The 17,493-nt window shown below is 55.5% G+C and carries 16 protein-coding genes; 5 read left to right on the forward strand and 11 right to left on the reverse strand.

Features of this window, described 5'->3' with window-relative positions:
* Nucleotides 1–28: 28 nt before the first annotated feature.
* Nucleotides 29–1,639: an arylsulfatase gene (locus ABLN94_RS02805; protein ID WP_352988878.1), complete on the reverse strand. Its 1,611-nt coding sequence runs from the start codon at nt 1,637–1,639 to the stop codon at nt 29–31.
* A 199-nt stretch (nt 1,640–1,838) separates the two neighbouring features.
* Here ABLN94_RS02805 and ABLN94_RS02810 point away from each other — a divergent pair, with 199 nt between their 5' ends.
* A complete protein-coding gene (locus ABLN94_RS02810; protein ID WP_352988880.1) occupies nt 1,839–2,519 on the forward strand; it encodes a Crp/Fnr family transcriptional regulator in 681 nt (226 codons plus the stop codon).
* A gap of 3 nt (nt 2,520–2,522) precedes the next feature.
* On the opposite strand, the gene ABLN94_RS02815 is transcribed toward ABLN94_RS02810, so the two are convergent.
* The 8 genes from ABLN94_RS02815 to ABLN94_RS02850 form a co-directional block, all read right to left on the reverse strand.
* Nucleotides 2,523–3,755, reverse strand: a complete 1,233-nt coding sequence (locus tag ABLN94_RS02815) for a hypothetical protein (RefSeq protein ID WP_352988882.1) — start codon at nt 3,753–3,755, stop codon at nt 2,523–2,525.
* Nucleotides 3,752–5,257, reverse strand: a complete 1,506-nt coding sequence (locus ABLN94_RS02820; RefSeq protein ID WP_352988883.1) for a VWA domain-containing protein — start codon at nt 5,255–5,257, stop codon at nt 3,752–3,754. Before ABLN94_RS02820 ends, ABLN94_RS02815 begins: the two co-directional genes overlap by 4 nt.
* Nucleotides 5,254–6,237, reverse strand: coding sequence for a VWA domain-containing protein (locus tag ABLN94_RS02825; RefSeq protein WP_352988885.1), 984 nt, complete (start codon nt 6,235–6,237; stop codon nt 5,254–5,256). The genes ABLN94_RS02820 and ABLN94_RS02825 overlap by 4 nt, the downstream gene beginning before the upstream one ends.
* A complete protein-coding gene (locus tag ABLN94_RS02830) occupies nt 6,237–6,710 on the reverse strand; it encodes a DUF4381 domain-containing protein (RefSeq protein ID WP_352988888.1) in 474 nt (157 codons plus the stop codon). Before ABLN94_RS02830 ends, ABLN94_RS02825 begins: the two co-directional genes overlap by 1 nt.
* Nucleotides 6,707–7,654 (reverse strand): DUF58 domain-containing protein, encoded by a 948-nt coding sequence (locus tag ABLN94_RS02835; protein ID WP_352988891.1) that lies wholly within the window; start codon nt 7,652–7,654, stop codon nt 6,707–6,709. Before ABLN94_RS02835 ends, ABLN94_RS02830 begins: the two co-directional genes overlap by 4 nt.
* 20 nt (nt 7,655–7,674) lie before the next feature.
* Nucleotides 7,675–8,652 (reverse strand): AAA family ATPase, encoded by a 978-nt coding sequence (locus tag ABLN94_RS02840; RefSeq protein ID WP_352988892.1) that lies wholly within the window; start codon nt 8,650–8,652, stop codon nt 7,675–7,677.
* A 113-nt stretch (nt 8,653–8,765) separates the two neighbouring features.
* Nucleotides 8,766–9,875 (reverse strand): acetoin utilization protein AcuC, encoded by a 1,110-nt coding sequence (locus tag ABLN94_RS02845; RefSeq protein WP_352988895.1) that lies wholly within the window; start codon nt 9,873–9,875, stop codon nt 8,766–8,768.
* Nucleotides 9,876–9,878: 3 nt separating this feature from the next.
* A complete protein-coding gene (locus ABLN94_RS02850) occupies nt 9,879–10,964 on the reverse strand; it encodes an AI-2E family transporter (protein WP_352988898.1) in 1,086 nt (361 codons plus the stop codon).
* Between the two features lie 157 nt (nt 10,965–11,121).
* On the opposite strand from ABLN94_RS02850, the gene ABLN94_RS02855 reads away from it, so the two are divergent.
* Both ABLN94_RS02855 and ABLN94_RS02860 read left to right on the forward strand, forming a co-directional pair.
* Nucleotides 11,122–11,988 (forward strand): YihY/virulence factor BrkB family protein, encoded by an 867-nt coding sequence (locus ABLN94_RS02855; protein WP_352988899.1) that lies wholly within the window; start codon nt 11,122–11,124, stop codon nt 11,986–11,988.
* Nucleotides 11,985–13,886 (forward strand): multiheme c-type cytochrome, encoded by a 1,902-nt coding sequence (locus ABLN94_RS02860; protein ID WP_352988902.1) that lies wholly within the window; start codon nt 11,985–11,987, stop codon nt 13,884–13,886. The genes ABLN94_RS02855 and ABLN94_RS02860 overlap by 4 nt, the downstream gene beginning before the upstream one ends.
* Before the next feature lie 287 nt (nt 13,887–14,173).
* Here the strand turns inward: ABLN94_RS02860 and ABLN94_RS02865 are convergent, their stop codons facing one another.
* Entirely contained in the window at nt 14,174–14,890 is a 717-nt protein-coding gene (locus ABLN94_RS02865) for an RlmE family RNA methyltransferase (protein ID WP_170381081.1), read from the reverse strand.
* A complete protein-coding gene (locus ABLN94_RS02870; RefSeq protein ID WP_170492965.1) occupies nt 14,890–16,002 on the reverse strand; it encodes a Ppx/GppA phosphatase family protein in 1,113 nt (370 codons plus the stop codon). The genes ABLN94_RS02865 and ABLN94_RS02870 overlap by 1 nt, the downstream gene beginning before the upstream one ends.
* A gap of 240 nt (nt 16,003–16,242) precedes the next feature.
* Here ABLN94_RS02870 and ABLN94_RS02875 point away from each other — a divergent pair, with 240 nt between their 5' ends.
* Both ABLN94_RS02875 and ABLN94_RS02880 read left to right on the forward strand, forming a co-directional pair.
* Nucleotides 16,243–16,539: a virulence factor gene (locus ABLN94_RS02875; RefSeq protein WP_170324990.1), complete on the forward strand. Its 297-nt coding sequence runs from the start codon at nt 16,243–16,245 to the stop codon at nt 16,537–16,539.
* Nucleotides 16,540–16,565: 26 nt separating this feature from the next.
* Nucleotides 16,566–17,492: a methylenetetrahydrofolate reductase gene (locus ABLN94_RS02880; RefSeq protein WP_352988906.1), complete on the forward strand. Its 927-nt coding sequence runs from the start codon at nt 16,566–16,568 to the stop codon at nt 17,490–17,492.
* Nucleotide 17,493: the final 1 nt, after the last annotated feature.

Below are 17,493 nucleotides of genomic sequence, written 5' to 3' on the forward strand. Positions count from 1 at the left end.
AACCGGCGGTCCTTCGTTTTCTTGGCGATCAGTTGTTCGTAGGTGTCGCCAGTTTCTCCATCACTTGGTTCAGGTTGAAGCTGGCCGCCTTTTGACGAGGCGGGAATTCCTGAAAGGTCGCCAGGAATTCGCCTACGAATTGCTGAGCCGGAACCAGGAAATAGGCCCGATCCAGCAACCAATCATAGTAGGTGTTGGACGTGCGATATGCGCGCTCGTACGGGTCACGACGCAGGTTGATAATCAGCGGGACACGCAGTTCGGTCCAAGGTTCAATCCACGCACGCAGTGTTGCCCACGCCTTCTGCTCCAGGAAGATCAGTTTCCAATCGTCATAGCGCAGGGCCGTCAGGTCACCGTCATCCGAGAAATAGAAGATTTCTCTCCGCGGGCTTTCTGTTGTTTCGCCGGTTAGCATCGGCAGGATGTTGTAGCCATCCAGATGCACCTTGTAGTCGCGGCCCATGCCGGACGAGTTGTAACCGGCCTTCAGCTTGTCCTTGATGTCGGGGTCACCGGCAGCTGCCAGGAAGGTCGGCAGCCAGTCCATATGGTGGACGATCTCATTGGTGACCGAGCCCGCTTCGATCTGACCGGGCCAGCGAACCATTGACGGAACGCGCCACCCGCCTTCCCAGTTGGTGTTCTTCTCACCCCAGAACGGCGTTGCCGCTGCATCCGGCCAAGTATTGTAATGTGGGCCGTTGTCAGTCGAGTAATGCACGATGGTGTTATCGGCGATGCCAAGCTCATCCAGCAGGTCTAGCAGTTGCCCGACATGCATGTCATGTTCGATCATGCCAGCGGTGTACTCGTCCGCGACGCCGCCGACGATTTCATTCGCCTTCGCGCGCATCTCTTCTTTGACGTGAGTGCGGAAGTGCATACGTGTACCGTTCCACCACACGTAGAAGGGCTGGCCCTGCTCATGCGCACGTTGGATGAAGTCGATCGCTGCGGCGACCGTTTCCTCGTCTACAGTTTCCATGCGTTTGCGGGTCAGGGGGCCGGTATCTTCAATTGTACCGTCGGCCTTGGATTTGATCACACCGCGCGGACCATAGGTTTCGCGGAAGGTGCGACCATCAGCAAGAACAGCGTCTCCGGGATAATCTTCGTTTTCCGGTTCTTCCTCGGCGTTCAGGTGGTATAAATTGCCGAAAAATTCATCAAATCCGTGGTTTGTCGGAAGATGCTCATCCTTATCACCCAGATGGTTCTTGCCAAATTGACCGGTGACATAGCCATGGTCTTTCAGCAGGCCAGCAATAGTCGGATCTTCAACCTGCATACCCAGATCGGCTCCGGGAAGACCCACCTTCGACAGGCCAGTCCGGAAAACAGACTGCCCCATGATGTAGGATGATCGGCCAGCGGTACAGGATTGCTCGCCATAGTAGTCGGTGAAAATCATGCCTTCGTTTGCGACGCGGTCGATGTTGGGCGTCTGATAGCCCATCAACCCCATGGTATAGGCCGAGATATTGGACTGCCCGACATCATCACCCCAGATGACCAGGATATTGGGTTTTTGTTCTTGTGCCCAAGCGGGAACTGCCAATGCAACGGCGACAGTTGCCACAGCAGCGCGGCGCAACGTGGTGCGCCAACCGTTTGCGATTGAACGAGGTGGTGACATGATGTGCTCCTGATCTGAAAAGGGTCCGCAAAACCCGAAAGTGTGTATTTGTTTGGTAGCTGGCAAATCAGCCATAAAGCTTCCTAAAAACTGTCGAATTCTGAACGGCGAAGCTTCACCATTCCGGGAATCGAACACGCTTAGCTTATGGTATCAGGGGGATTGAAAACTCATCATTTGATGATATTGAAAAATAGTAATGTTCGACAAAGCGAATAATATTAAGCTCTTGCAAGAGAGCGGGTGGTTCAGCAAACGCCCTGAAGTTTTTCGGCGTGAATTGCTGGAATGTGCAGTCGCAAAAACTTTTGACGCATGGGAAACCCTTTATCACCATGGAGATCCCGCGAATGGGATATTTGCTGTACTAAGTGGTGGTGTTCAGATCACTGCTCCGTCGGATGATGGTCAAGAGTTTGTGCTACATCGCGAAGGGGCGGGTTTCTGGATCGGGGATTTGGCTCTTTTCGCCGACGCCCCACGCCTTGTCAGTGTCGTCACGACGCAAGTGACGCAAGCGTTGTTTTTCCCGAACACACGGATTGCCAAATTGGTAAAGGCAAACCCTCTGTATGTCCGAGATTTTTACGCCCTGACCCAAGAGAACATGCAAACAGCCCTGCGCATTATGGCAAATCTAGCTGTAACCGGCAGCGAAAAGAGGCTTGTTTTGCGGCTGCTACATCTGGACGAAGGTACGTCAAAACGCGACGGCTGGATCGTGGTAAGCCAAGAGGAACTGTCTGAAATGATTGCTGTGTCTCAACCCACGCTGCATCGTAGTCTGCACCGTCTCGCGAACTTAGGTCTGATTGAACTCGGGTATGGACGTGTGCGGTTGATGGACAGGCAGGCATTGATTGCCAACTGCCAGACCTGACCGTCAGGGGTTCAATTGAGGAAGCGAGTGTGCTGGCTTTGCCGGTGAACTTTCCAGTTCGTCCAGAGCCGAAATCGCTCGGGACCAGTCGGGTGATTTCTGAGCTGAAACAGCCGCGTATCGTGCGGAGCCAATCTCAGCCAAACGCGCCTCGAACTCGCTGTAACCCTGCGGGTCACTGCTCCGTTGCTTCCACAACTCGAGCGCAGAATAAGCACCGGAAAGATCTTGTGCCTTAAGCGCGCGGTGTATCTGCGCAAGGGCATAATCACATGACGCTTGATAGGCTTTTTGCCGGGCGTTGTTCCAGGCTTGATAGCGTGGCAAGGCCCTTCGCACAAAAGCCCAACCGACCAATACCAATAGGCCGCCCCACAGAACGTAACCAACCAGCTTTTCCGTTGACGGAGGTCCAGACTTGGGCGCAGCGAGGGTCAAGTCCACGGCGTCAACCTCAACGGTTTCTACCGAGTTGGTCGACAGGTTGTACCAACGGAAGGAAACCGCCGGCAACTGCGTTTGACCTCCATCCTGCGCAAGATAAACAGTTTCGTCCACACGCTGCCCGGAGAGGACACCTCTGTCCTCTGTCTCGGACAACCGGGGTTCCTTGGGATAAGGTCGCAACAGAGGATCTTCATTTTCGGCGATTAGTGGCGGTATTAGAATTGAGCTGGTACCCGAAATTCGTGCCGTCATCCGCCGCGTGATGGCGTCGCCAGCCTGCATGTCGGTCGAACCCTCAATTTCCTGTTCTATCTCAAAGCCTGTGCCGATGATGAGCGGGTATAGATCATCTGCAGCGTCAGGTATTACCGCGTTGATCGTGATCGGAGGAAGTGGGACCGATGCTTTTATCGGGGCATTCGTGTCGGGGTCGGCAAACGTAACCGTCATCTCTGTGGTGCCGAGGTCGAGTGGCCCGGCGACCAGCGGGTAGATGCGATAGCGACGCTGAACCCCTGACCAAGTTTCGCCGTTTACGCTCTCACTCACAGGACCGGAGGCGCGTTCGGGAAGGCGTACCAGTAGATTTTCCTGTTCCAAAGACGGAAAACCGGGTGGCGACGGCATGAAAGTTGGAACCAGAACCTTGATCAGCACCGTAGTCGGTTGCCCGACGATCACGTCCTCGGACGGCGCTTCCACTGTGACTTGTGGTTGGATTGTATCGCTAGTCTGCGAAAACACTTCACTGGGCAGCAATAAGAGCAGGAGAAGCAGAGTGTACCTCATTGCTCTTTCTCCTGATTTTCCAGCAAGAACCGGTTGCGCAGAAAATCCTGCATGTCGGTGTCGATGGCGCTGATCCACTGATCTGCGGGCAGGGGTTTGGTGCCTTCGGTTTGAGCCTGAATAGTGGTGTTTTCACCTCGTCCTGCTTCATTGTCGAAAACCGTGTCATCCGCCCCGATCCCGGCCTCTTCGCCGGTGTCTGACTGTTCGCGTGTGGTTTCAACGTAGTCCAGGATGGCGATAGCTACCTCTAGATTGTGTTTTGCTTCCGGCCAGTTAGGGTGACGTTCTAAAGCAGTTTCAAACGCCTTGATGGCGGGTCGATACTCTCGGTTACGGACGCGCGCCATACCTTCGGCAAATGCCGCTTCAGGAGTATTAAGTTCAGCAAAGATCGCCGCAGCCTCTGGGTATTGGCCGACCATAAGCCAGGCGTAACCTTCGTGGTACGGGTCTTCGAACAGTTCAGCAGCATCGGAAAATCGTTTTTGGTTCATGGCAATCTGACCCAGTTGATCTGGAGTCAGAAACCAATCCTGCCACCCCTCCGCCTTGGCCGGGCTCGCGGGTTTTATGAGGAACAGTCCCAGAAAAGCCCACCGAATAACCCAACCCCGTCTGAACCAAAGCAGGGACAGAAATGCCGCAGGCCAAGCCAGAACCCAACCTCTGTCCTGCCAATCGAGCCGGTCATCGTCGTCCAGTGCGTCTACATAGTTCGTCTGGATTTGCCGCAAAAGCCGGGTGATATCTTGGTCGTCATTGGAAAACGCAACGACACTTGCGTTCCTCAGGGAGTTCAACTGAACGATTTCCTGCTTGTTCGGAAGCATTGTCAGAAAGAAAACCTTCGAGGAGGCGTTCTCGAATTCCTGAATCTGTGAGGGATCGAGGTCGTCCAGCAGAAACAAAACGGCCCCAGGTGTCTCGCTGTCATCCAGTATGCTTTGTGCCAGTGTCAGTGCGCCCGCTGCGGAATCGCCGGGTGACGGCATTACGGCGGGGTTCAGGCCTTCCAGCAGGGGCCGTAGGATATTCGCATCTTCAGTGAGTGGTGCAACGCGGTGGGGCGAACCCGCATACGCCACCAATGCTGTTCGTGCCCCGGCTCTGGCGTTGATAATGTCCGTGATCTTGTACTTTGCCCGCTCCAACCGAGACGGGGCCAGATCAGTATCCTCCATGCTGTCTGTGACCTTCAGTGCGATCACAAGGGGCGCCGTATCGGCGAGCAAAGGGTTGGGATTCCGCGACCACGTAGGCCCGGCAGCGGCTATTGCAATCAAAGCTGCCGCAATCATAGCGACATCAATGGGGTAGTACCGTCGTTTGTCATCCGCGCCGAGCATGAGAGCTTTCGCCAGATGTGGTGCGATACCAGAAGGTACGTTGGTTTTTCCCGAGCGTTTGGGGCGGAGCAACCACAACAAACCCGCGATGGGTATTAAGAACAGCAAATAAGCCGTTCTAATAAAATGAAACTCTGCCAGCGCCTCGATCATGCTGATCTCCTGCGGTGCTGTGCGAAATGAAAACCCAGTGAGCTGCCCAAAATCAATACTAACGCGATCAGAAGTGGATAGTGGGTTAAACTCTCACGCGGTCTATAACTCTGAGTTTCGACAATTCTAGGGTTTTGCTCATCGATACGCTGGTAGGTCTCGGTTAGCGCTGCTTCGTCATTGGCAAAGAAGTATTGGCCACCGGTACGTTCCGCGATGGCCTTCAATGCCTCCAGATCTACCCGGTCTTCGCCGGAAGCATCCGGATCACCAACACCGATGGTGTAAATGACAACGCCTTTGTCGGCGGCAATCGCTGCGGCATTGGTTGGAGTCATTCTGCTAGACGTATCCGCACCGTCGCTAAGCAGGATCATGAGGCGTTGATCGACTTCGCTGGATTCGAAAGTGCGAATACCAAGTCCGATCGCATCGCCCAAAGCAGTGTTGGGGCCTGCCATTCCCACTTTAGTTTGATCCAAGAACCCGTTCAAACTGTTTAGATCTTCGGTAAACGGCGCCTGAACGAAAGCTCGTGTGCCAAAAATGATCAACGCCATGCGATCGCCCTGGCGTTCGGCAATGAAGGTGCGCAAGACATCTTTGACCGCAGCCAACCGTTGCTTGGGCGTGCCATCTGTCGACTGAATGTCGCGTTGATCCATCGAACCCGAGATATCAAGCGCCAGTACGACGTCCCGGGCGGATTTTTCTACTATGATTGGGTCCGCTAGTTTCTCCGGACGGGCCAGGGCGGTTACCTGCAGTAGCCAGATCAGAATGACGACAAGGGTCTGCAGTATCGACCTTTGAGAAATGACCGATCCGGACTTCGGTTCAGCTCTCGCCGCTCTTGCAACATGGCGGAAGAAAGGGATGCGGATGGAACTTGTTTTTTCTCGATGCGGAGGTGCGAGCCAGTAGACCAGAAGCGGTAAAGGGAGAAGAAGAAAAGCCCAAGGGAAGGCGAATGAGATCATCATAGCCTCCCACAAGGTTTATGGGTGTTGATCCAAACCCGAGCCATTTGGGCCATTTCGGGACTTGGCGGGGTGTTTTTGTACGGCGCTTCAGAAAGAAGCTGAGACATGTGAACAGAAATCGTCATATTATCAGATGATTGTCGTAGAAATCTGATCCACTCTTGCCCGTGAAGACTGGCAACTTGCGCGCGCGGATAAGCGGCAAGTGCAGTGCGCCGCAGAATCTCGGAAACTTTGGCCGTATCGTTGCCTGCAGCGTCAAGTTCGGCCAGCGCGGCACGTCGATACCCGTTAGAGCGCCGGTGCCTGAGATACAGATAAACTCCGCAAGCGATTGCCGCAGCAAGAACTGCCGCCAGCACCAGCCAACCCCAGGTCTGTGGTGTCATGGCTATGGGCTGCGGCTCAGGCGCAGGCACAAGCATGTCCAGCAGTTCAACCAGGGATTTGCCCTCGGTCTCGACGCTCACGGTCGTCCTCCGAGGTGGCCGAACTGCTTTAGCAATTGATCCAAAGCCGGTTCCGCAGTTGTCATCGGGACGATTGGAAAGCCATAGCGTTTTGACCACTGTTGCAACTGCGCCAGCCGCTTGTCCATTGATGCCTTGATGCGGTCGGACAAGCTCGGTTCAGAGCTGTCCAATTCGATTTGATGTTTTCCATCTGAGACAGTCATTTTCAAACCTGGGGTAAGTTGACGCGAGCTAGGGTCAAATATGTTGAACAAAATTAAATCATTAGATTGGGCCAAACGTCTCAGGATACGTTCGGAATCTTCATCAACGCCGTCGAAATCCGAAAACACACAAACCAGAGCGTTGGTGTGCGCGATGCGAGTTGCCTGTTTCAGGATGTCGTTCAACGCAACTGATGGCTCTGCGCGAAGCGAGGCATTTAGACTGCAGTTCAAGGCTGCAACGGAAGACAGAAAACGGGTCAAGGCGGCAGGGCGGCGCTGGGGGCGGTGTTCGGCCAAATCCGTGTCACCAAAAACGATGCCGCCGACACGGTCGCCTTGAGCTAAAATTCGATGTGCCGCAATTGCGGCGGATTCGGCTGCGATGACGGACTTCATATAAACTTCGGTTCCGAAGAACATCGATACCCGCTGGTCGACCAATAACAGGGCAGGGCGATCGCGTTCCTCGGTATAGACCCTAACATGGGGTTCACCGGTGCGTGCGGTTACTTTCCAGTCAATAGTCCGAGTGTCATCGCCCGGAAGATAACTACGTAGTTCTTCAAAGTTTAGACCGCGCCCGCGCAATCGCGAGGCATGGCGGCCGTTCAGGATCGAGCGTGCAGGTTGTCTGGGCAAAAGGCTGATAGCGCGCGATTTAGCACCAAGCCGAAGGAGGTGTTCTGCATCCACGTGAATGCGTGGGTCATTGGGGTATGTGGCGGTTTGGGCCACGAAGCTCTCTCTCCGAATAGTCAAGGTAGCGCAACGAGGCGCAGGATTTCCGCGATCACATCGTCGGGCGTTTTGGCGCTTCCTTGCGCCTCGAAACTGAGGGTGATGCGGTGGCGAAAGACGTCATGAGCGATGGCGCGGATGTCGGCTGGATCAACGTAGACGCGCTCATTCATCCAGGCATGCGCGCGCCCGCATTTGTCCAATGCCAAAGATGCGCGTGGACTGGCGCCAATTTCGATCCAGGTCGCAAGCTCATCACTGTATTTCTCGGGTGTTCGGGTGGCCTGCACCAGATCGGCCATGTACCGGTCCATTGCATCGGACACGTGGATCTGTCCGATCTCGGACCGCGCTTGAAACACGGCGTCTTGCGGGATGGGCGCCGGAGTATCATTTGTCGATCCAGACCCGGCCGCGATCTCTTCGCCGCGGACCAGACGAATAACCTCAACCTCGTCTTCGACAGGAGGATAAGTGATCTGAACATGCATCAGAAACCGGTCCATCTGCGCTTCGGGCAGGGGATAGGTCCCCTCTTGCTCGATCGGGTTTTGAGTGGCCATCACAATGAACAGCGGATCCATCTTGTGCGTGGTGCCCGAGACGGTGACCTGCCGTTCCTCCATCGCCTCCAACAATGCGGCCTGTACCTTGGCAGGTGCCCGGTTGATCTCATCAGCCAAAACTATGTTTGCAAAGATCGGGCCGGGTTCGAAACGGAAGGTGTTGCCGGCATCGCTTTGCTGAAACACTTCGGTACCAGTTACGTCTGAGGGCAGAAGATCGGGCGTGAATTGAATTCGACTGAAACTGGCGTCAAGATTGCGTGCCATGGCTTTGACGGCACGGGTTTTCGCCAATCCGGGCAGGCCCTCGATCAGCAGATTGCCATTTGCCAGCAATCCGATGATCAGTCTGTCAATCACCTCGGTTTGTCCGATGATCGCCTGACCCATGCGCGCCCTAAGTTCATTCATCTGATTAAGTGCATTCATTTATTGAGTCCAATCATGGTCAGATGTCAGGAAATGACGCGCTGCGCCGAAGTAGAGTGGTCGAGAATGTGTATTAATGATGAGAGGTTAGCAGCGTTACCGCGCCTGATCCACTACGAAATCCGAGCCGCAAGATAGCGCAAGTCAGCCCGCAATTCCGGTCGAATGTCGCCGTGTTTTGACGTATCGCGTAATGTTTCGAACCAATGCTTGGGTGGTTGCTTCCCCGCCGCACGGTTCCAAGTCAGTTTACCTAGAATGGATTGCGCTTCGGCATTCAGAAAACCGGGTGGGTCGATCCGATTAAGAACGGCCCAAACGCCGCTCCATAGCCGTGCAACGGACCAGGGGTTGTACCCACCGCCACCCAGAACCAGCAACCGTGGTGCCATATTGCGCAGGCTGGCGGTCGCGCGCCAATGTGAATTGTTCGACAGTGTCAGTCGAGACAACGGGTCTTCGGCCACTGCATCAGCTCCGCATTGCAATACGATCGCCTGGGGTTTGAACGACGCAGTTGCAGGCAGGATCAACTCGTCAAGGATGACGTGGAATTCGTCGTCGTTGAGGTTGCGGTCGACGGGAAGATTGAACGCGGCACCACCCGCATTGTTATCCAGTGTACCGCTGAACGGCCATCGGCGAGACTCGTGAACTGAAATCATTCGGACCTTGGATGAGCCGTGAAAGGCCGCTTCGACTCCATCACAGTGATGCGCATCGATGTCGACGTATACGATCCGATCTAGACCTGCACTCAGTAAGGTCAGGATCGCCAGAACTGGATCGTTCAGATAGCAAAACCCATTGGCCCGGTCCGCCAGTCCATGATGGGTGCCACCGGCCGGGTTGAAGACGATACCGCCGTTGCGGATCAAATCGGCCCCCAACATCGAGCCTCCGGCGGCCGTGGCGGGGCGTCGGTACATCTCGGGGAAAACGGGGTTGGACAGAGTGCCCAGCGCGTACTTGTTTCGCGTTTCGTCTGACACCGACTGATCATGTTCAGCTTTTTGCAAGGCCGCGATGTAATCCGGTGTATGAAACGCCTCGAGGGCGGAGGGTTTCGCGCATGGGCTGACGCGATAGTTTTCGGTCGTCAGCCACCCTTGCGCTCGACACAGGTCAATTACGGTTGAAACGCGCGGGATCGCCAGAGGGTGCTTGGAGCCATAGGTCGAGTTTCGATAGATCTCCGAGCCAATGAACAGGGGGCGTTTCATCTTTTAGCTAGCAGAGCTGGGGCTGATTTCTTCGCCCAGTCTTCCATCCAGCGACATCAGGATGGCAACTGGGCGCAGAGCTGGAATATGGCTGAAAACGATCAGAATGCAGACCGTCAGGGGCACGCTCAAGAAAGCGCCGATCAATCCCCAGATCGTGGTCCAGAACATCAGTGCCAGGATAACGAGGAAGGTGGACATATTCAGAGATCGGCCAAGAAAGGCGGGGTCCAGGAAGTTGCCGATCAGGAACTGAATTGTACCGCAACCAAATACTATGATCAGGAATGGCCCAATGCTTTCGAATTGAACCAGAGCAATCATGGACGGAAAAATCACCGCGATAATTGAGCCGATTGATGGTATGAAATTCAGGGCGAAGGTCAGGACGGCCCAAGTTTCCGCAAATTCCAGACCCAGAATTTTGAAAACCGAATAGCTGATGCCCGCAGTTATCAGACTGATCAGTGTCTTGACCCCGACATAACGTTGCAGGCTGAAGGATATCGCATCTACAATGGCCGCAAATTCGCTACCGGTTTTGGGGTCTCCTGCAGCCAGCTGTATCTTTTTCCGAAAGGCCAGCCGCTCGGCCATGAGGAAGGCGACGTAAAGACTGATCAGAAAGAATTGGTTCAGCAATGAAGTTGCGCTGCCAAGAAGAACTCTCGCAACATAGGACATGTCGATGTTGATCAGGTTGTCGCGAATAAACTTGGTCACGTCGTTGCCTACTAGACCGGTGACACGATTGACGGCTTCGTCGAACTGATCTTCGTAAGTGCCAATTGTTCTGGCAAACTGGGTCGCCTGGCTTCCCAGAATATACATGATCACAAACAAGCCGGCCAAAACAACCGTGACGCCTGCGACGTTTGCCAGCCAGACGGGCATTCGGGTCAGGGCGATGATCCGGTCGCTTAGAGCTATAATCAAGACATTGATGAGCAAGGCCATGGTCAGCGGGATCAGAAACGCGGATCCGGCATATAATCCCAGCACCACAAGCGTCGCAACAATGGACACGTCCCGTACAACGGAAAGCTTGAGCCTTGTAGGGGACGCTATGGTGTCATTGTCCAGTGTCATATTTCGGCCTGTTTCGGGAGCTGCGCAGAGGGCTTAAAGCTGATCCTGCACAGCGGGGGCGGATTATGCAATGCGCCCAGACATTTGTCGGAGATTATTTGCGCAGCTTTTTGATTTGCCGGTTCAGTGAACGGAGCGGGCGGGTTAGGCTTTCGTCATGATCGCGCGTGTGATTCCCTATTTAGGCCGACCGGTTCAGGCGCTTTTTCTGGCCTTGAATAGGTTCGGCTCCAAGAATGGCTTTGTCATGAGCAGCCACGTCGCCATGTCGATGATGATGGCGTTGTTTCCCTTCGTTCTGTTCACCGTTGCTCTCGCTGGCTCTCTGTCGCAGGACTATGTAACGAACGAACTGATCGAGTTGATATTTGGCGCTTGGCCACAGGATGTTGCCGCGCCGATCGTGGCAGAGTTACGCTCGGTTTTGGACGAGTCAGGCTCGGGCGTGATCACGCTGGGTGGTTTGCTGGCCGTGTTTTTTGCCTCAAATGGAGTCATGGCGGTACGTGCTGCGATGAACCAAGCTTATCACGACCACGATAGCTGGCCTTTTTGGAAAACCCGATTGCTATGTCTGGGGCTGGTCGTCATTGGCGGTATTGGCATTCTGGTAATTGCCGCAGTCGAAGTTGTTTTGCCCATCTACACTCAACTCGTTTCCGAAAAAACGGATGTGAACGTGTCCGACTGGTTGTCGGTGGATCGCTTGCGTTGGACGTTCACGGTCGGTGTTCCTATTGGCGTCGTGGTTTTGGCGCATCTGATACTGCCGACAGGGCGTCACAAGTTAAGGCAAATTCTGCCGGGTGTATTGCTGACACTGGCGCTATTGGCGGCAGGAGGGTGGGGATTTTCTGTCTATATCGCACAGTTCGCCTCCTACAGTGCTACTTACGCAGGTCTTGCCGGGGCGATGGCCGCGCTGATCTTTCTGTATTTGTGTGCAGCCATTCTCATCCTCGGAGCGGAATACAACGGCGCTTTGATGGACTTGCAGAATGAGAGTGACGGGCAAGCGACGTGAGACGGTGGGCGTTCCTTCTTATTCTGTGGGTACCGTTCGATGCATTGGCTCAAACGCCTGACTACGTGGGATCAGAGCAGTGTGTTGAGTGTCACACGGATGAAGCCGAGGCATGGGCAGGGTCCCATCACGCACTGGCCTGGACGCGGGTAGACGATGGGCATGTTAAAGCGGATTTTGATGAGACGCGGTTCGATCACGACGGAATGACGGTGGACTTTGAGCGCGACGAAGGCGTTCTGCAGGCCCACGTGACCGAGAAAGACGGGGCGAAAAAGCTCTACGAGGTGCATTCGGTGGTCGGCATTGAGCCATTGCAGCAATATCTGTTCGAAACGGAACCCGGCAGATTGCAGAGTTTTGACGTCGTCTGGGACACTGAGGAAAAGCGTTGGTTTCATCTATATCCTGACCAAGACCTGCCGCCGGATGACGGGTTGCACTGGACCGGGCCGTATAAGAACTGGAACGCCCGCTGCGCTGAATGCCACGCCACAGGGTTTGACAAAAACTACGACGCGCAGACCCGCAGTTATGCATCGGTGCAAGCAGAGATCGGGGTTGGGTGCGAGGCCTGCCACGGCCCGGGTTCGGCGCACATCGATTGGACACAAGGTCAAAGTGTCGATGCAGATCTGAGCGAATTTGGCTTCACAATGGATTGGGGCAAGGGCCGGACCGAGACAGAAATCCAACAATGCGCCGGGTGCCATTCCCGGCGCGAAGCGCATGGAGACGGTAACCCGATCCCGGGAAAACCTTACCACGATGCCTATAATCTGGCGGTGCTACGCCCCGGTCTCTATCATCCGGACGGCCAGATATTGGACGAAGTCTATGTCTACGGTTCGTTCCTGCAATCCAAGATGTACGCGCAGGGCGTCAGTTGCATGAATTGCCATGAACCGCACAGCGCGGAGTTGAAGGCGGACGGCAATGGGGTTTGTAACCAATGTCACTCACCGGCGGGCAACCCTGATTTTCCGACCCTGACAGCAAAGGAGTACGACACGCCCGCGCATCACCACCACGCAGAAGGTACTGAAGGCGCACAATGCACGTCCTGTCATATGATCGAACGCGTCTATATGGGCGTTGATGGACGGCGAGATCATAGTTTCCGTATCCCGCGCCCCGATTTGGGTTTGGGGCAGGATGCGTGTACCGATTGCCATCAAACCGAAGATCAGGCTTGGGCTGCACAACAGATCGAGGCGTGGTTTCCAGTCTCCATTCACCGGAGCGCGCACTACGGAACAGCGTTTCGATCGGCTTTGACGGGGCAGGCGAACGGGCCGGATGAATTGCTGGCAATTGCGACTGACCCGCAAATAGCCGGCATCGTACGGGCCACGGCGGCCTATCTGCTCCAACCCTTCGGGTCCGAGGAGGTTGCGATGCAGGCAGCATCCTTGTTGTCTGATCCGGATCCCTTGGTGCGCGCCAATGCGGTGCCTTTACAACGTCAGGCGACGGTGTCCGATCAGGTCCGGCGGCTTGAACCTCTGCTCTCGGACCCCTTTCGAAACGTGCGTATTTCTGCCGCTAAAGAGTTCCTGAACATTCCGAGCCAATCCTTGACACCGGAGCAACAGGCTTTGGTCGGGCAGGGCATGGCTGAATGGCAAGGAGCTATATCCAACCGCCTCGATTTCCCTGAAACTCACCTTGTTTTGGGTGGCATGGCAGTGACCTTCCGCAACGCTCCGGCCGCTGAACGCGCCTTCCGAGAGGTTGTCACCCTCGACCCGCAGCGCGCCGAGGCTTGGCCGATGTTGGTGCAATTGGCACAGATAAATCGAGGCCCAGAGGCCGGGCGCGCGGCTCTGGAAGAAGGGCTGACGATGCTGCCGGAAGATCCGGGTTTGTTGCAACTTAAGTCGCAACTGTCCCCATAGATCGGCATTACGCGGCCCGGTTTGTGCCACGATACCGGCAAATTTCCCGGCTAAGTGTGGGTCAAAGTAGAAACTCTGCTAGACCTCAAGGTGACTCATGTCCGACAAACCGGTCCACACATCTCAGTTGCAAAACCCATTGTCGTTGAACCAGAGAATTGCTGATCTTCAGGCCAGAAAACCGGAATACATCAATCATGGTGAAGCGTTGTTGCTTCAACGCACGGCAGCGGCGTCCTTGCGTGAGCAGTTTCTAGCCGGTGATCGGAGCTGGTTGGACGACTAGGTCAGCCGCGAAAACCAGTCGCGACCACGAACTTCTCAGAACTGTCCGATCGGGATGCGGGCGGTTTCACATTCGCCACCTTTTCGAACTTCTGCTTCAATAGTTTCTGCAGATCGCCCTCGGCACCCCCAGCAAGAACCTTGGCGACGAAAGTGCCACCTTCCTCCAGAACGTCGAAGGCGAAATAAGCCGCTGTTTCGCACAGGGCCATGATCCGCAGGTGGTCGGTTTGCTTATGCCCGGACGATGCCGCCGCCATATCGGACATAACCACATCCGCCTTGCCGCCTAGCCATGTTTTGACCTTTTCGTCGGCATCATCTTCCATGAAGTCCAGAACATGCGCTTCGGCACCTGCGACGGGTTCGACCTCTTGCAGGTCAACGCCTAAAACTGTGCCGATACGCTTTCCCGATCGTTCGCCCAGCGCGTTCACCCGCTTGACCGCGACCTGAAGCCAGCCTCCGGGGGCACAGCCCAGATCGACGACCCGCGCGCCGGGAACGAGAAAGCGGAACTTGTCGTCCAGTTCGAGAATCTTGTACGCCGCGCGACCGCGATAGCCTTCGGCCTGCGCGCGTTTCACGTAAGGATCGTTCAACTGCCGCTCAAGCCAGCGGGTCGAGCTGAGCTTGCGCCCACGCGCTGTTTTCACCTTTACCTTCAGGTCGCGTTGCCCGCGGCCTGAGTTGTTTTTTCCACTCGGTGTCTTCGCCATCAGAACGGTCCGTCTTCCAATACACCGTCCGCGCTCATCTGCGCATAAAGCAAACCTTCGCGCAGCCCACGATCCGCCACGGAAAGGCGGTCAGTGGGCCAACAGCGTAACAAAGCCTGCAGAATGGCTGAGCCGGACATGATCAGGGCCTGCCGGTCATCGCCGATACGCGGATCTCGCCGCCGCCCCAGTGGGCCGAGTTCTAAGTATCCCCGTATGACTTTGTCAATCTGATCGCTGGTCATACGCAGACCGTCCACCTTGGTTCGGTCATAACGTTTCAGCCCCAGATGCGAGGCCGCCACTGTTGTCACCGTGCCGCTAGTGCCGACAATCTGGAACCCTTCGCGGGCTTGCTCGTCCTTATAAGGAGCAAAATCGGCAAGGTTCTCTTCAAAAAACCAACTCATCAGTGCAAAGCGCGCCGAGTCATCTTCCACGTCGTGGAACTGATCTCGAAGTGTCGCAACGCCTAGCGGTACGCTGATCCAATCTACCACTTTGGCTGCTGGAAATGGGCTGTCCGCAGTGTGGAACCCATTGTGCAGGCGCATGATCGCGGCCGGACGGTCCCGGCGGGGTACGGAAGAGATGTCAATCCACACCAACTCGGTCGAGCCGCCACCGATATCAACAACCAGCAACTGTTCGGTCTTGGTCGACACCAGCGGTGCGCAAGAGATCACGGCTAGACGGGCCTCTTCCTCGGGCTGAATGATTTCCAGGGGCAGGCCGGTCTCGCGTTTCACCTGCCGGATGAAGTCACGCGAGTTCTTTGCGCGGCGACACGCCTCGGTCGCGACCAGTCGCATCCGTTTGACTTTATTTCGCTTAAGCTTTTGTTGACAGATGCGCAGCGCTTGAATGGTGCGCGCCATCGATGACCGAGACAGCCGTCCGGTCCGTTCCAAGCCCGCGCCCAATTGCACGGATTTGGAAAAGCTGTCTACCACATGGAACCCGCTGCCCTTGGGCTGGGCTACCAACATGCGGCAGCTATTTGTTCCCAAATCCAGCGCTGCATATAATGCATCTGGATCGGGTCTTGCCGGCGCGGGGCTTTCAACCGCCTTCGGGAACGCGCCCGCACCTTTGGGACGCTTGGGCGCCATCTTTAACGCCCTCCGATTTTCGAGTTACCCCGACCATAGGTCGGCCCAATCCATCGTGCAAGACGCTCATTAAAGTGATGAGTATTTTGATATGCGCGTTTGCGCGCGTTTCCGATACAAGCCCTGTATCCCGTCGTGAGCAAAAGGTCGTTTGAAATACGTCGTGTGTCGAAAATCGACCGACTTTGACCCATATAGAAGTTTAGAAACTCCCCATCTGGTTAGGAGGAATCAGCAACAATGCCTGACGTCACCATCGTTTACTGGCGCGATATTCCCGCTCAAGTCATCGTCGGCAAAGGTCGCCGGGGCGCCAAGCGGCAGTTGGAGGAACGGTTCGAGCAAGCCATCGACCGGGCTGCCATGAAGGTGAATGCCAAGGACAGCGATGCCTACCTGGCCGAGTGGCGCAAAGCCGAGCCTTTTGCAGTTGAGGGCGATCCGTCCGAGATTGCCGAGGCTGAGGCCGTGCGTCTGGAAACGGAATACGATCAGGATCGCATCAAGGCCCTGATCGCCAATGACGGTTGGGCATGAGCCCCAGATCTATATGGGAGGCCGCAATGGCTTTGCTGAACTTTAAGAAACGTGATGCGGTCGAAAACGGCCCAGTCAATCCGACCGTCGAAGCCTTTTTACAGGGCTATTCGATCGAGGTGATGCCGCGCACCGCCGAAAAGGTCGAGGATTTCCGCGCATTACTGCCCGAGGGTACGCGCGTTTACATCGCCCATATCGAAGGCACGCCGATTGAGGACATGGTCAAAACGGCCAAGCGCATCGCGGCTGAAGGTTACCCGGTGATGCCGCACTTCCCGGCGCGGATCATCAAGGACGCGGCGACGCTGGAAAACTGGATTTCCATGTATCAGGGTGAGGCCGGCATTGATCAGGCGCTGCTGCTGGCTGGCGGTGTTGCGAACCCGCATGGCGATTTCGATAGCTCGATGCAGCTGCTGGAAACCGGTCTGTTCGACAAGGCAGGCTTCAAGCGTCTGCACGTGGCAGGCCACCCCGAGGGCAACAAGGACATCGACCCGGACGGTTCGACCAAAAACGTCGACGACGCTCTGCGCTGGAAGCAAAAGTTTAACGAAACCACCGATGCCGAGATGGCATTGGCGACTCAGTTTGCATTTGACGCCAAACCGATCATCGCATGGGCTGACAGCCTGAAAGAAGCGGGTATTGATCTGCCGATTCATATCGGTATCGCCGGTCCGGCTAAGCTGCAGACCCTGATCAAATTCGCTATTGCGTGCGGTGTTGGCCCGTCGCTAAAGGTTCTGCAAAAGCGCGCGATGGATGTTTCCAAGCTGCTGCTACCCTATGAGCCAACCGATGTTGTCACCGAACTGGCTAACCACAAAGCGGCCAACCCGGACTTCAACATCACCAACGTGCATTTCTTCCCGCTGGGCGGGATCAAGACCAACGCCAACTGGGCGATCAATAACGGCGGCGCTTCGGCAAAGCCTGTAAACTCCTAAG

The sequence above is a fragment of the Ruegeria sp. SCP11 genome (assembly GCF_040329455.1).
In the GTDB taxonomy this organism is placed as follows: domain Bacteria; phylum Pseudomonadota; class Alphaproteobacteria; order Rhodobacterales; family Rhodobacteraceae; genus Ruegeria; species Ruegeria atlantica_E.